Genomic DNA, 13,831 nt, shown 5'->3' with positions numbered 1-13,831 from the left:
TTCGAGGGGATCTATACCCCGCTGGTCACGCCGCTGCTGCCCGATGGCTCGGTCGCCTGGGACAGGCTGGCCGAGGTGATCGACTTCGTGATCGCACAGGGCGTGCATGGTCTGATCACCGGCGGCTCGACGGGCGAGAACTATGCCCAGACCGTCGCGGAGCGGATCGAGATCGCCCGCTTTACCCATGCGCATATTGCGGGTCGGGTTCCCCTGGTCCTGGGCACGGGCGCGATGCTTACCTCCGACTCCATCGCCCTGGCCAGAGCCGCGCGCGAGATCGGGGTCGATGCGATCCTGCTGGCATCGCCGCCTTACTCGGTGCCCACCGACCGCGAGAATGCGCTCAACGCGCTTGCGATCGACAAGGCGGCCGACCTGCCGATCATGCTCTATAACTACCCGCACCGGACCGGCACGATGATGGGCGAGGAATTCCTGGACCGCGTCGGCCGCAGCCGGAACTTCTGCGGCATCAAGGAAAGCTCGGGCGACATCAATCGCGTGCATCTGCTGGCTCGTGACTATCCGCATATCCAGATGGGATGCGGGATGGATGACCAGGCGCTCGAATTTTTTGCTTGGGGCGCACCGTTCTGGGTTTGTGGCGGCTCGAACTTCCTGCCAGCGGAGCATGTCGCGCTCTACAACGCCTGTGTGATCGAGGGCGATTTCAGCAAGGGGCGCCGGATCATGTCGGCGATGCTGCCGCTGATGCGCGTGCTCGAACAAGGCGGCAAGTTCATCCAGACGATCAAGCATGGTGTGACGATGAACGGGATCGAGACGGGCGGCATGCTCCCGCCGCTCACCCCGCTCAACAAGGACGACAAGCGCGAATTGGAACAGGTGGTGCGTGTGGTCAAACGCGCGATCGCCACGATCGAGGCGGAGGGCTGAGACATGGATCTTCTGACGCAACAGGAATACCGCGCCATCGCGGAGGGGCTGGATCATCCCGGCAACGCCTTCATCGACGGCGGCTATCGACCGGCGATCTCGGGCAAGACGTTCGACACGATGAACCCGGCCACCGGCAAGGTGCTGACGCAGGTCGCCGCCTGCGGTCCCGAGGATGTGGATTTCGCCGTCGGCAAGGCGCGCGATGCCTTCGAGGACGGACGTTGGTCGCGCCTCCACCCAAGCGAACGCAAAGAAGTGCTGATCCGGCTCGCCAAGCTGATCAAGCGCAATGCACGCGAGCTGGCGGTGATGGAGAGCCTCGACAGCGGCAAGACGATCTTCGATTGCGAGACGGTCGATCTGCCCGAGACGATCCATTGTCTGAGCTGGCATGCCGAGGTGATCGACAAGATCTACGATCAGGTCGCGCCCGCCTCGGACGACCATATCGCGATGGTGGTGCGCGAGCCGATCGGCGTGGTCGGGCTGGTGCTGCCATGGAACTTCCCGCTTCTGATGCTGGCGTGGAAGATCGGCCCGGCGCTGGCCTCAGGTTGTTCGGTGATCGTGAAACCGGCCGAGGAAACCTCGCTCACCGCGCTGCGCGTGGCGGAACTGGCAATCGAAGCGGGGCTGCCCAAGGGCGTGCTGAACGTGTTGCCAGGCTCCGGGCCGGAGGTGGGCGAGCCGCTGGGCCGCCACATGGATGTGGACATGATCTCCTTCACCGGCTCCACCGCGACGGGCAAGCGTTTCCTGAGCTATTCCGCCGAGAGCAACGCCAAGGAGGTGGTGCTGGAGATGGGTGGCAAGAACCCCGCTATCGTGATGGACGACGCCGAGAACCTCGACCGCGTGGCCCAGCACATCGTCAACGGCGCGTTCTGGAACATGGGCGAGAACTGCTCGGCCAGCTCGCGGCTGATCGTGCAGTCGGGCGTCAAGGAAGAGCTTCTGACCCGCATTGCGCATCATGCGAAGGCGTGGAACGTGGGCGACCCGCTCGACCCCGCGACGCGGCTGGGGGCGCTGGTCTCGCCTGCGCATTACGACAAGGTCTGTTCCTATCTCGAACAGGCTCAGACGATGGTCTTCGGCGGCAAGGCCGAGAAGGGCTTTGTCGAGGCGACCGTAATCGAGGCGGACGCAGACTCGCGGCTTGCACGCGAGGAGATCTTCGGTCCCGTTCTGACGGTGCTGAGTGTAGAGAGCTTCGACGAAGCGATCGCGCTGGCCAATGACACCGAATACGGGCTTGCGGCCTCGCTGTTCACCGCCAATGCCAAGCGGGCCCTGCGGGGCGCCCGGGCGCTAAGGGCGGGCACGGTGACGGTCAACAGCTTCGGCGAGGGCGATATCTCGACCCCGTTCGGCGGCTGGAAGCAGTCGGGCTTCGGCGGGCGTGACAACGGCGTTCACGCGCACGACCAGTATACCCAACTCAAGGCGATCTGGCTGGACCTGAGCGATGATGCCGACGAGGCGGTCGCCTGACATGAGCACCCATCGGGCCCGCTACCTGCCGCGCGAGCAAGGTGTCGCCGCTTGGAACGCGATCCTGGGCCCGCGCGGCGCACACCCTCCGCTGGAAGGCGCAAGCGTAGCGGATTTCGTGGTGGTGGGCGCGGGCTTTGCCGGGCTGTCGGCCGCGCGCCGGTTGCGACAGTTGCAGCCATCGGCCCGCATCACAGTGCTTGAGGCCGGGCGCGTGGCCGAAGGGGCTGCGGGCCGCAATTCGGGCTTCATGATCGACCTGCCGCACGAGCTAACCTCGGAGGATTACGCAGGCGCGGGGGATGACCGCGCGATGATCGCGCTCAACCGCGCGGCCATCGGCTTCGCTCGCGCGGCGGTCGAGGACTACGGGATCAACCCCGCTTATTTCGACCCGGTCGGCAAGGTAAACGGCGCCGTCAGCGACGCCGCCCATGCGCATAATCTGAGCTATGCGGCCCATCTCGAAAGCCTCGGCGAGGGGCACGAGTTGCTCGACGCGCAGCAGATGTCCGAGATGACCGGCAGCCTATATTACCGCTCGGGTCTCTACACACCCGGCACCGTGATGCTTCAACCGGCGGGCTATATCCGCGGACTGGCCTACGGGTTGATCCGCGAGGACGTGAGCCTGCACGAGCAAAGCCCCGTTACGGCGCTGACCCGGGAAGGCTCCGACTGGCGGGTCGAGACGCCGCATGGCACGGTTTCGAGCCCACGGGTCATTCTGGCTACGAACGGTCACCTCGAGAGCTTCGGCTTCGCCAAGGGACGGCTCATGCAGCTCTTCCTATTTGCATCCATGACCCCGGAACTTAATGCCGAACAGCTCGCAAAGCTCGGTGGCGCGCCGCGTTGGGGGATCACGCCCTCGAACCCGATGGGCACGACGATGCGCCGGATCGACAGCGCCCAGGGTGGCAATCGTATCGTCACCCGCACCTGCGCGGTGCTGCGCTCGGACCTCGCCGCGCGTGCCGATGACGTGACCCGCGCCGGCCGGATCCAACGCGGCAAATTCGACGCCCGCTTCCCGCAGCTCGCGGGCCTGCGGATGGAGTTCGAATGGGCGGGGCATTTGTGCCTGAGCCTGAATTCGGTCTCCGTGATGCGCGAGTTGGAACCGGGGCTATTCTCGGCCTGCGTCCAGAACGGCCTCGGCACCGCCCGCGGCACGCTCACAGGCATCGGGGCAGCCGAACTGGCCTGCGGAGAACACAGCCCAATCACGGCGCATTTCACGGCCGAGCCGGAGCCGAAATCACTGCCGCCGAAACCGGTGCGTGACCTTGGCGCGAATGTCGTGCTGCGCTGGAAGGAATGGCAGGCGCGTGATGAGTGAGGCTCGGTGCGAATTTCCCTGAGCGTTGGCAATGAGTTGGCAAAGTGCAGGGAGCGCCGATACACGCCGGCTGGTTGCCACCACGAACTGAGTCTTGGCTTCCGCCTTATAGCCGACATACTCGATGCTTGTCCTGAATGTTCGGTTTGGGCCGCAGTCGTCCACCAACGTCACCTCCGTCCCTTCGCCGTCGTTCGATGCGATGGCTTATGGCGCGACCACGTGCCCCGTAGCGGACATTGGCGGCGCTTCCCCCTCGGGCCGCAAGCTGGCTGATCAGCGTCGCTGGGAATTCTGAAACGACAGAGAGGCCAGCAGAAAGCCGCGTGGGTCGCCGACATCAACGCATCGGAAACACCATACTGTCTTTCACCGTGCCATAGGCGAAACTCGTGTCGATCGACCCGATGCCCCCGACGCGGTGCAGGCGGGCCCGGATGAAACGCTCGTAATCATCCAGCGAGTCGACGACGACGCGCAGTTGATAATCGGTCTGGCCGGTCATCACATGGCATTCCAGAACCTCGTCCATCCGACCGACCTCTCGTTCGAAGGTCTGGACGGTGGCTTCGTCGTGCCGCTCGAGGCGGATGCGCACGAACGCGGTGATCGGCAGCCCATAGGCGCGCGCGTCCACCCGCGCCGCGTAGCCGCGGATCACGCCTTCTTTTTCGAGGTTGCGCAAGCGGCGCAGGCAGGGCGATGGCGAAAGATTGACCGCAGCGGCCAGATTCTGGTTCGACATGCGCCCGTCCTGTTGCAGGGCGCGGATGATCTGGCGATCTTTTTCATCCATCTTTCGGCCTCTAATTAGCAGATTATGCCAACCTGATGCCAAATGGAGGTCAATAACGCAATCCACGAGATGCGGGGCCGCGATATTCTGCTGCAAACAGGAGGTCGCACATGTCCCAATCCCAAGGTTTCGCCACCCGCGCTATTCACCTCGGCTACGATCCGCTGGAGCACGAGGGCGCCCTCACGCCGCCCCTGCATCTGACCTCCACCTTCGCCTTCGAGACCGCCGAGGCCGGGGGCGAGACCTTTGCCGGGGACCGCGCGGGCTATATCTATTCGCGCATCTCGAACCCCACGCTCGATTTGCTCGAACGCCGGGTGGCGGATTTGGAGGGGGCCGAGGCGGGGCTTGCGCTCGCCTCCGGCATGGGCGCGATCACCTCCGTTCTCTGGACGCTTCTGTCGCCTGGCGATGAGGTGATCGTCGACAAGACGCTTTACGGCTGCACTTTCGCTTTCATGCATCACGGGCTGACGAAGTTCGGGATCACGGTCACCCATGTCGACCTTACCGATCCGACGAACCTAAGCGCCGCCATGACCGGGCGCACCCGCGTGGTCTATTTCGAGACGCCGGCAAATCCGAACATGCGTCTGGTCGACATTGCGGCGGTTTCCGCCATCGCCCATTCGCGCGGCGCGCAGGTCGTCGTCGACAACACCTATGCCACCCCCTATCTGACGCGGCCGATCACGCTCGGAGCCGATCTGGTAGTGCATTCGGCCACCAAATATCTGGGCGGGCATGGCGATCTGGTCGCGGGCGTCGTGGTCGGACGGGCCGAGGCGATCACCGAGATCCGTCTGGTCGGCATGAAAGATATGACCGGGGCGGTGATGGCCCCCTTCAACGCGATGCTGATCCTGCGCGGCCTGAAAACCCTTGCCCTGCGGATAGAGCGTCACTGCGCCAGCGCGCAGGTGGTGGCCGAGTGGCTGGAGAACCATCCCGAGGTGGCCGCGGTGCATTATCCGGGGCTCAAGAGCTTCGACCAGCACGACCTCGCCAGCCGCCAGATGGCGAAGGCGGGGGCGATGATTGCTTTTGAATTGAAAGGCGGTCTCGAGGCCGGGCGGCGGATGATGAATGGGCTGCGCATGATCGCGCGGGCGGTGTCGCTGGGCGATGCGGAAACCCTGATCCAGCACCCCGCCTCGATGACCCATTCCACCTACACCCCCGAGGAACGGACGGTGCATGGCATCAGCGACGGGCTGATCCGGCTCTCGGTCGGGCTGGAAGACGTGTCGGATATCCTCGATGATCTGGATGGCGCCCTTGCGCCCGCGCGCGTCATGCGCAGCGCCTGAAACTTGCGAGGTTAGGATGAGCTCCGACGCACAGCACCTGAAAATCCTCGAGCAGCGGCTGCTTTGGCTGTCGCACTGGATGATCCACCACGCCAACCACATCCGTCCCAAGGTGGATGGCATCAAGATCGGCGGTCATCAGGCCTCTTCGGCATCAATGGTGTCGATCATGACGGCGCTCTATTTCTCGGCGCTGCGGCCCGAGGATCGCGTGGCGGTCAAGCCGCACGCGTCGCCGGTCTTTCATGCGATCCAGTATCTCATGGGCCAGCAGACCCGCGAGAAGATGGAAGCGTTCCGGGGCCTCGGCGGCGTGCAGAGCTACCCGAGCCGCACCAAGGATGTCGATGACGTGGATTTCTCTACCGGTTCGGTCGGGCTTGGCGTCGCGATCACCGCCTTTGCATCTCTGGTGCAGGATTATGTCGCGGCGAAGGATTGGGGCGCGGATCTGCCGCTCGGGCGCATGGTGGCGCTGGTGGGCGATGCCGAGCTGGACGAGGGCAATGTCTACGAGGCTCTGCAAGAGGGCTGGAAGAACGACCTGCGCAATTGCTGGTGGATCATCGACTACAACCGCCAGTCGCTCGACGGGATCGTGCGCGAGGGGCTGTTCGGACGGGTCGAGAAAATCTTCGAGGCCTTTGGCTGGGACGTGGTGCGGGTGAAATACGGCGCGCTGCAACGCGCGGCCTTCGAGGAACCCGGCGGCGCGGCCCTGCGCGACTGGATCGACGCCTGCCCGAACGCGGACTACTCGGCGCTGACCTATATGGGCGGCGCGGTCTGGCGTAAACGGCTGATGGATGATCTGGGCGATCAGGGCGATGTGACGGCGTTGATCGAGCGGCACTCGGATGCGGAACTGGCGGCCCTGATGGAAAACCTCGGCGGCAACTGCGTCGAGACCATGGCCGAGACTTTCGCGTCCATCGACCATGACCGGCCGACCTGTTTCCTGGCCTATACGATCAAGGGCTGGGGCACGCCCATCGCAGGACACAAGGACAATCACGGCGGGCTGATGACCAAGGCGCAAATGGCCGAATGGCAGCGCCATATGAACGTGCCCGGGGGTCAGGAATGGGAGCCTTTCGCGACGGTCGACGATGTCGAGAGCTTGCGCACCTTCCTCGATCGCGTGCCCTTCTTCGCCCAGGGTGCGCGTCGCTACAGCGATGCGAAACTGCACGCGCCCGCGCTCTCGGTCGCGACCGATCGGGAGATCTCGACGCAGGCGGCCTTCGGCAAGATCCTCGAGGATCTCGCCAAGGGCGACAGCGCGCTGGTCGAACGGATCGTGACCACCTCGCCCGACGTCACCGGCACCACCTCGCTCGGGCCTTGGGTCAACCGGCGCAAGCTCTTCGCCCGCACCGCGCGGGAGGATGCTTTCATCGAGCATCGCATCCCCTCGACCGCGAAATGGGAGTTCACCCCGCAGGGCCAGCATATCGAGCTTGGCATCGCAGAGATGAACCTGTTTCTGCTGCTTGGGGCGGCGGGCCTGTCGCATAGCCTGTTCGGCAAGCGCATGATCCCGATCGGCACGGTCTATGACCCCTTCATCCATCGCGGCCTCGATGCGCTGAACTACGCCTGTTATCAGGATGCGCGGTTCCTGATCGTCGGCACCCCCTCGGGCGTGACTTTGGCACCCGAAGGCGGGGCGCATCAGTCGATCGGAACGCCGCTTACCGGGATGGCACAGGACGGGCTGGCGAGCTTCGAGCCCGCTTTCGCAGACGAGCTGGCGGTCATCATGGAATGGGCCTTCGACTATCTCCAGCGCGATGGCGAGGGGGACCCCGACGAACGGACCTGGCTCCGCGACGAGACCGGCGGATCGGTCTATCTGCGTCTGACGACGAAACCGCTGGAGCAGCCCGGCAAGCGGCATGACGACGCCTTCCGGCAGGGTGCCATTGACGGGGCCTACTGGCTGCGTCCGCCGGGGCCGAATTGCGAGGTGGTGATCGCCTATCAGGGCGCCGTCGCCGATGAAGCTATCGCCGCAGCGGGCATCATCGCGGAGGCGCGCCGGGACGTCGGCGTGCTGGCCGTAACCTCGGCCGACCGGCTGAATGCGGGCTGGACGGCGGCGCAACGCGAACGGGCGCATGGCAACGGCGCGGCGCGCTCCCATGTCGAGCAGCTTCTGGCGCCCCTGCCACTGCATTGCGCCTTGGTGACGGTGATCGACGGCCACCCGGCGACGCTTGGATGGCTCGGCGCGGTTGCGGGCCACCGGACCATCTCGCATGGGGTCGAGCATTTCGGGCAAACCGGCACCATCGGCGATCTTTATCGGCACTTCCGCATCGACCGCGAAGCACTCATTGCCTCCGTCAACGGCCTGACGATGGGCGCGCGGTGCGCTTAAAGGCGCACATCAAGACACGCGGGCCAGCGACGGTTCAAGCGCCCTGTCTCTGATAGACACTCCTGACGAAAACTCTCCCAACCGCGATGATCGCACTCGGGCGAACAACCAAGCGAGCCTGGCAGACAGAAATCAAATGTTCCGAAAAAGAACGGCAGCTCTATGCTCGTTGTGCAAACTTTTCAGGGTCAAGCTCGAATGAATGCAGGAAGGTCGCCTCCTCGGGTGTCTGTGTTTGCCTTCGCGTCTGAAACTAAAGACCGCATTCCGCCCATCCTAAGAAACGCGTTTGCAGGCGCCGCGAATTCCGAGCAGGTGCCGCGAAGGTTAGCGAAGTCCCGCGTAGCCGAGTTTCCAAGGCCGGAATTGCTGCGCGATACACCAATGGCGGGTTCGGTGAAGCTGCATCGCGGCACGGGCTCCCAACTTCAACGTCCGCTAGGGGCCGAAAACTTAAGTGCCGAAAAACGTTCAAACTTACCCTCACAAACTTGTAGCTCTGAGAAAGATCAGAACCGTGTTAAGTGCGCCGGATGAAGAGCTTTCGCGACAAGATGCTTGAGGTGCGACCCGGATCGCGAAGCGTGAGTCAGAGTTTTTTACAGCGATTCAAATTGCTTACGCCTCCTTATGAATACTGAACTGGCGGGCTACGCCCGATAGGCCCATCAAGGGGGCCTCCACGTGCCGATCTTTGCAGTCTCCGTGCCGCAACCGATCACACCCGCGAACTTCTCAATGCGTTCGCAGACTAAATTAAAGAGGATGAGATCACATGAGCGCCCCGGTTCCGGTTTTCGACGGCCATAACGACTTCCTTCTGCGCCTGCTGCGCGCCCCGGAGGCCCGCGAGACAACTTGGCTAAGCGATACCGGAGAGGGCCATCTCGATCTGCCGCGAATGCGTGCGGGTGGTTTCGCTGGCGGGTTCTTCGCGGCCTACATTCCGTCGCCGGTCGCCCATGACGATCCCGATTTGGACGCGATCATGCGAAATCCGCCCTTTTCGTTGCCCTTGCCGGAGGAAATTCCGCTTGAGGACGCACTGCCCGTCGCAATGAAGATGGTCGGTCACCTCATGTGGATGGAGCGTGAGGGGAATCTGAAAATCTGTCGCTCTGTCGCGGATATCCGCAACGCGATGGCAGCAAACAAGATTGCCGCGATCTTGCATTTCGAAGGCGCCGAGGCGATCGGACCCGATCTCGACCTGCTGCATGTCTGGCACGCGATGGGGCTGCGTTCGCTCGGGCCGGTCTGGTCTCGTCCGACGGCTTTCGGCAACGGTGTGCCTTTCGCTTATCCGTCCTCGCCCGATACCGGAGACGGGCTGACCGCGGCAGGCAAACGGCTGGTGGCGGAATGCAATCAGCTGAAGATAATGATCGACCTCAGCCACCTGAACGAGAAAGGCTTTAACGACGTCGCGGCGCTTTCCGATGCGCCCTTGGTCGCCACCCATTCCAATGCGCATGCGCTCTGCCCCTCGTCGCGCAATCTCACGGACCGACAGCTTTCGGTGATCCGCGAGAGCGACGGCCTTGTCGGGCTCAACTACGGGCTGGGTTTTCTGCGCGAGGACGGCAGGGGAGAACCTTTCGCCGGGTTCGACCCGATGCTTCGTCACCTCGATCACCTGATTGAGACATTGGGCGAGAGCCGGGTCGGGCTCGGTTCGGATTTCGACGGAGTGGCTGTTCCCCCCGATCTCAGCGACGTGGCGGGGCTGCCGCGCCTGATCGAGGCGATGCGCGCCCATGGCTATGATGCGCCGCTGATCGAGAGGCTTGCACATGGCAATTGGCTGGCGCTGCTCGAGAGGACTTGGGGCGGCTGACAGCATCGAAGCTCGCAAATACGCAGATGCCGTTCGCCCGCCGGACAGTCACTCAACTATCGCTTTCAGCTCTTTTCTAACCTCGCGGACAACGGGCGGGGAGCAGTCGTTCGCTGCGTTCATTCCACCTTCAGTCGATCTACCAGAGAACCGAAGTTGAAACCCTCTGCATGCTTTGGCAGGTCGAAATGTGGGCTTCAAGATCCACGTAGCTGAACAGCGAACCGCTCGCGTCGTCGGATTCCCGCGTGACCTTCTCCCTCACCGGCATGAAGAAGGTAGAGCCATGAACTTCGATCAGGCGCCAAGACCGGCTTTGTCAGAGGCTTGATAATCATAACACACCTACGCTCGGCCACACGTCGCCGGATAGACAATCCCGTGAGAGTTCAGTTAAATAATCGGAAAACTTTTGGAGGGAATGTGCCGTATTTTGAAAAGTTGCCCGACCAGTGCCCGCCTTCTACTGCGATGGATCAGGCTCTCGATGGTGTTCTGCGGTTCGTGTCCGAAGGCGATGTTTCCTCCATTACTATTCAAGATTTCCTGTCCTACGCGGCTCTTGGAAAGACAAGACGAAACGCGGATCCCTGCGATCTTGCTTCTTGTTCCCTATTCGCCAACGAACATTGCGATGGTTTCAAGACTGCACGTAAATTTCCAAAGCTTCGGGAAAAACCTGTTGCAAGGGTCTCGATCCCCATTGGCTCAGGAAAATCTCTGGTGAACAAGAAAGGCCACATACACTTCTGGATGTTCAATTCCTTTGATCCAGTGAGTTCTGTTGTGGAGGTGATCCAAAGTGACGCAGCGTAGGCGAAAGGCTGTCTTTAAGGCTGATCTCGTTGTGTTCGACGAGCCGCAACTGTTTTGCCTTACGGCAGGCAAGTCGATGGTGATCGTCGTTGCCGTGCCCGAGCAGGGAGACGAGAGGTTCGATCACATCGCTGCCAGCGTTACAGCTAAGAATTGGGATCGGTATCTCGGTGGATTCGTAGATGTTCGCTACCTATTCACATACCCGTTTCATCGTTCACTCTATGTTTTCCACTCTGACGATATGAAAGACGATGAGGTTATGTTGCGGCCTCGTGAACAGGAGTTTCCCGAGAGCCTTCTACCCTCCCATGGCATCTTCTCATCCAGCCATACGGAAGAATTTGGAGATTATGAGGAAGCCGACGGTGAGGAGCAGCTCTTTATCGACGGAGAATGGGAGCTCAATGAGTTTGGCGCATTCTATCAGCGCTACTCGGATATATATTTCTTCTCGGCAGCTCTCAAAAATTATGGGCGCACCGACGTGGAGCAAGCCTATAAAGGCCGCATCAAGAATGCATTTGGCCGAAAGCCGTTTAAGGGTGGATCGAGCTACATGCACATGTTCGACGAACTCCAAGACTGCCTTCCGAGAGGCGAAAAACTCAGCCTGGATGGGATAGAATATAATTCCCCTGGCGACGTGCGCATGAACGGGCTCCCCGAGCACTTCTCCGAGATTGAAAAGATCATTTCAAACTATACAATTAACCGAAACGATATACGAGAGTCACACAAGAAACTTCGAGATCTCTTGACTAGAGAGAAATTCCTTGGACTTGCCGCAGAAAGGTTCGACCTGAATTCCGTTCACGCGACGACCATCCGCGAGGGCGCTAAAGAGCTTGGAGGAAAGCTCGTTCTGACCGGACTTGATAGAGTCGAATCGCTTTGCGAAAGCAATCCGCTTGTATTCGCTAAGGTCATGCTTGCTATCTTTCGCAGGATTGACGCGGCCGCCTCTTTCTTCGCCGAAGGTCGAATGGCATTTGAGCGGGAAGCATAAAAAACTGGATTTCTACCAAGCTGAAGTTTGACTGTCCAGCTCAGTCATGCCACCTTCGCAGCGGGACGCACCTAACTCAGCCCTTGGCTCGCCAGATAGTGCTGCACGACTCCACCGATAGCTGATTTTGGGCAACCGCACCGCAGCATAAGCGATCTTGGCGAAGGTCCGTAGTAGGCCGATGACTCTACTTCAGAAAAATTTGCATAGTGCCAGGCAGGATTGGCTCGGCTCCAACTGAAAACCCGTTAGCTGCCAAGAGTGCATCTCTTGTTTGTTTCTCGCAAGTCGCTAGGATCATAAAAGCTTGCTGAAGCGATGAGCCTGGAAAATGGGAGTTTGCTGAATATCCCTGCATTTTTTTCAGCATCGAAATCACTATGGCGCTCAGAGAATAAAATGACTCATGCGCCAAGTCACGTTCGACGGAGTCTTGGTATAAAATACAATATAATCTTTCCATCACTTCTAGCTTTTCACCCCCTTCTGCATCTATTGGCAGAGACATATTCGGGCGGCGGTTGAAATCTTTGTGACAGTCTTTGTGACACTGCCTACATAGTGTGATCCCATTGCCTGGATCAAACTGTGCCGGACTAGCTATCACTTTTCTGAAAATGTGATGAGCTGCCAATCCATTCGCTTCATGACAGTCGACACACCTTTGACCGTCACGATAGCGCACGAAATCACTCCATTTGGAAAGGCAATAGGATCGAGAACGCCCTTCGCTGACTGCCTTTTGGAGCTTAGATAGTTTCGAATTAAGCAACTGAATATCTGGTTCAATCATTCCAGCCTCCTAATTGCCTTACTATATGCACTCCTCCTGACCGCCTCAAGCTCCGTTTTACCTAACGCAGCTGTCCGAAAAATCCACACGCGGCACACCCCACCAACGTCGGCTCTGGTGAATCTGCGCTGCAGCGGAGAGGCGCGGGACAGATGTCTCCTTTGGGCCGGAAGTGGATAGGCGTTGTGGGCTAGCTTGTTCAAGCGCTCCGCGGATCGATCCCGTTATTGCGATCCGCCTACCTCACTCAGCCAGTCGAGAAATGCCCCAAGTCTTCGAAGCCCGGCCGCACGCGTCATGTAGACGGCTTGAACCGGCAGGGGATCGGCGCAGAGCCTGCCGGGAAACAGCTCTACCAACCGCCCTTCCGCAATGTCCCGCGCCACCATGAAATCGGAAAACCGCGCTATCCCGAGACCAGCGCAGACGAGCGCACGGGCCGCCTCGCCATTCCCCGCCGTGACCGAGGGCGCGAGTGCAACCGGTTCGGGGTCATCGTCGAAGCGCAATTCGTTGATATGAGCGGGGCTCTGGAAGCGCACCTGCCGGAACCAAGGCAGATCTTGCGGCGTCTCGGGGGTGCCGTGACGTGCAAGATAGTCCGGCGCGGCCACGAGCCGCCACACGGCGTGGCCCAAAGGGCGGCGCAGCAGCTCGCTATCGCCCAGCGTGCCCATCCGGATCGCGACATCGGCCTGCGCGCCGATCAGGTCGACGACGCTGTCGGTCATCTCGATGCTGATCTCGATCTCGGGATAGCGTGCGGTGAAATCGGGCAGAGCGGGGGCGAGCACATGCAGCACCCACGGCACCGGCGCGTTGATCCGAAGCGGTCCGCGCGGCGTGCCGCCTTGCGTCGCGAGATCGGCCAGCGCCTCGGTCCGGTCGACGATCTCACGCGCGGCTTCCAGCAGGTCGCGCCCCTCCGAGGTCAGTTCCAGCGCCCGCGTCGTGCGACGCAGAAGGACCACCGAAAGCTGCTCCTCCAACCGGCTCACCGAGCGGCTCAGCGTCGAAGGCGCCACACCCCAGCGCCGGGCGGCTTCGGCGAAACCGCCCGCCTCTACGACACCCACGAAGGTCGCCAGATCGCGGGTTTGCGGCAATTCGTGCATTTTACGCAATGATCCTTTCCGGAGATGCTT

At 61.3% G+C, this 13,831-nt stretch carries 11 protein-coding genes; 8 read left to right on the top strand and 3 right to left on the bottom strand.

Annotated elements, in window-relative coordinates:
- The 3 genes from ACZ7GB_RS09680 to ACZ7GB_RS09670 form a co-directional block, all read left to right on the top strand.
- Window positions 1–900: dihydrodipicolinate synthase family protein (locus ACZ7GB_RS09680; protein ID WP_472158455.1), on the top strand; the 900-nt coding region annotated here is incomplete at its 5' end.
- A gap of 3 nt (window positions 901–903) precedes the next feature.
- Window positions 904–2,397, top strand: a complete 1,494-nt coding sequence (locus tag ACZ7GB_RS09675; protein WP_472158454.1) for an aldehyde dehydrogenase — start codon at window positions 904–906, stop codon at window positions 2,395–2,397.
- 1 nt (window position 2,398) lies between these two features.
- Complete coding sequence (locus ACZ7GB_RS09670) at window positions 2,399–3,739, top strand: NAD(P)/FAD-dependent oxidoreductase (protein WP_472158453.1); 1,341 nt, start codon at window positions 2,399–2,401, stop codon at window positions 3,737–3,739.
- 340 nt (window positions 3,740–4,079) lie between these two features.
- On the opposite strand, the gene ACZ7GB_RS09665 is transcribed toward ACZ7GB_RS09670, so the two are convergent.
- Window positions 4,080–4,535, bottom strand: a complete 456-nt coding sequence (locus tag ACZ7GB_RS09665) for an Lrp/AsnC family transcriptional regulator (protein WP_472158451.1) — start codon at window positions 4,533–4,535, stop codon at window positions 4,080–4,082.
- A 110-nt stretch (window positions 4,536–4,645) separates the two neighbouring features.
- Here ACZ7GB_RS09665 and ACZ7GB_RS09660 point away from each other — a divergent pair, with 110 nt between their 5' ends.
- From ACZ7GB_RS09660 to ACZ7GB_RS09640, 5 genes are all read left to right on the top strand, one after another.
- On the top strand, window positions 4,646–5,848 hold the full coding sequence (locus ACZ7GB_RS09660; RefSeq protein ID WP_472158450.1) for a methionine gamma-lyase: 1,203 nt from the start codon (window positions 4,646–4,648) through the stop codon (window positions 5,846–5,848).
- 16 nt (window positions 5,849–5,864) lie between these two features.
- The gene (locus tag ACZ7GB_RS09655) at window positions 5,865–8,231 is read left to right on the top strand and encodes a 1-deoxy-D-xylulose-5-phosphate synthase N-terminal domain-containing protein (protein WP_472158449.1); all 2,367 of its coding nucleotides are present in this window, start codon (window positions 5,865–5,867) and stop codon (window positions 8,229–8,231) included.
- 775 nt (window positions 8,232–9,006) lie between these two features.
- Window positions 9,007–10,068, top strand: coding sequence for a dipeptidase (locus tag ACZ7GB_RS09650; RefSeq protein WP_472158448.1), 1,062 nt, complete (start codon window positions 9,007–9,009; stop codon window positions 10,066–10,068).
- A 423-nt stretch (window positions 10,069–10,491) separates the two neighbouring features.
- Window positions 10,492–10,884, top strand: a complete 393-nt coding sequence (locus ACZ7GB_RS09645; protein WP_472158446.1) for a hypothetical protein — start codon at window positions 10,492–10,494, stop codon at window positions 10,882–10,884.
- Window positions 10,871–11,893: a hypothetical protein gene (locus ACZ7GB_RS09640; RefSeq protein WP_472158445.1), complete on the top strand. Its 1,023-nt coding sequence runs from the start codon at window positions 10,871–10,873 to the stop codon at window positions 11,891–11,893. The genes ACZ7GB_RS09645 and ACZ7GB_RS09640 overlap by 14 nt, the downstream gene beginning before the upstream one ends.
- 187 nt (window positions 11,894–12,080) lie before the next feature.
- Here ACZ7GB_RS09640 and ACZ7GB_RS09635 read toward each other — a convergent pair whose 3' ends face one another.
- Complete coding sequence (locus ACZ7GB_RS09635; protein ID WP_472158444.1) at window positions 12,081–12,686, bottom strand: hypothetical protein; 606 nt, start codon at window positions 12,684–12,686, stop codon at window positions 12,081–12,083.
- A 224-nt stretch (window positions 12,687–12,910) separates the two neighbouring features.
- Window positions 12,911–13,801 carry a LysR family transcriptional regulator gene (locus tag ACZ7GB_RS09630; protein WP_472158477.1) on the bottom strand — a complete coding sequence of 297 codons (891 nt, stop codon included), beginning with the start codon at window positions 13,799–13,801 and terminating at the stop codon, window positions 12,911–12,913.
- Between the last annotated feature and the right edge of the window lie 30 nt (window positions 13,802–13,831).

The organism is Thioclava sp. PTB-PU3-1, from assembly GCF_055666785.1.
Note: the sequence above shows the minus strand (reverse complement) of the source record. Positions and strands in the feature narration are given on the sequence as shown.

Excerpts from the sequence above, each read along its gene's own strand:
- ACZ7GB_RS09675 (WP_472158454.1), top strand. The coding sequence starts at position 904 with ATGGATCTTCTGACGCAACAGGAATACCGCGCCATCGCGGAGGGGCTG.
- ACZ7GB_RS09670 (WP_472158453.1), top strand. The coding sequence starts at position 2,399 with ATGAGCACCCATCGGGCCCGCTACCTGCCGCGCGAGCAAGGTGTCGCC.
- ACZ7GB_RS09665 (WP_472158451.1), bottom strand. The coding sequence starts at position 4,535 with ATGGATGAAAAAGATCGCCAGATCATCCGCGCCCTGCAACAGGACGGG.
- ACZ7GB_RS09660 (WP_472158450.1), top strand. The coding sequence starts at position 4,646 with ATGTCCCAATCCCAAGGTTTCGCCACCCGCGCTATTCACCTCGGCTAC.
- ACZ7GB_RS09655 (WP_472158449.1), top strand. The coding sequence starts at position 5,865 with ATGAGCTCCGACGCACAGCACCTGAAAATCCTCGAGCAGCGGCTGCTT.
- ACZ7GB_RS09650 (WP_472158448.1), top strand. The coding sequence starts at position 9,007 with ATGAGCGCCCCGGTTCCGGTTTTCGACGGCCATAACGACTTCCTTCTG.
- ACZ7GB_RS09635 (WP_472158444.1), bottom strand. The coding sequence starts at position 12,686 with ATGATTGAACCAGATATTCAGTTGCTTAATTCGAAACTATCTAAGCTC.
- ACZ7GB_RS09630 (WP_472158477.1), bottom strand. The coding sequence starts at position 13,801 with ATGCACGAATTGCCGCAAACCCGCGATCTGGCGACCTTCGTGGGTGTC.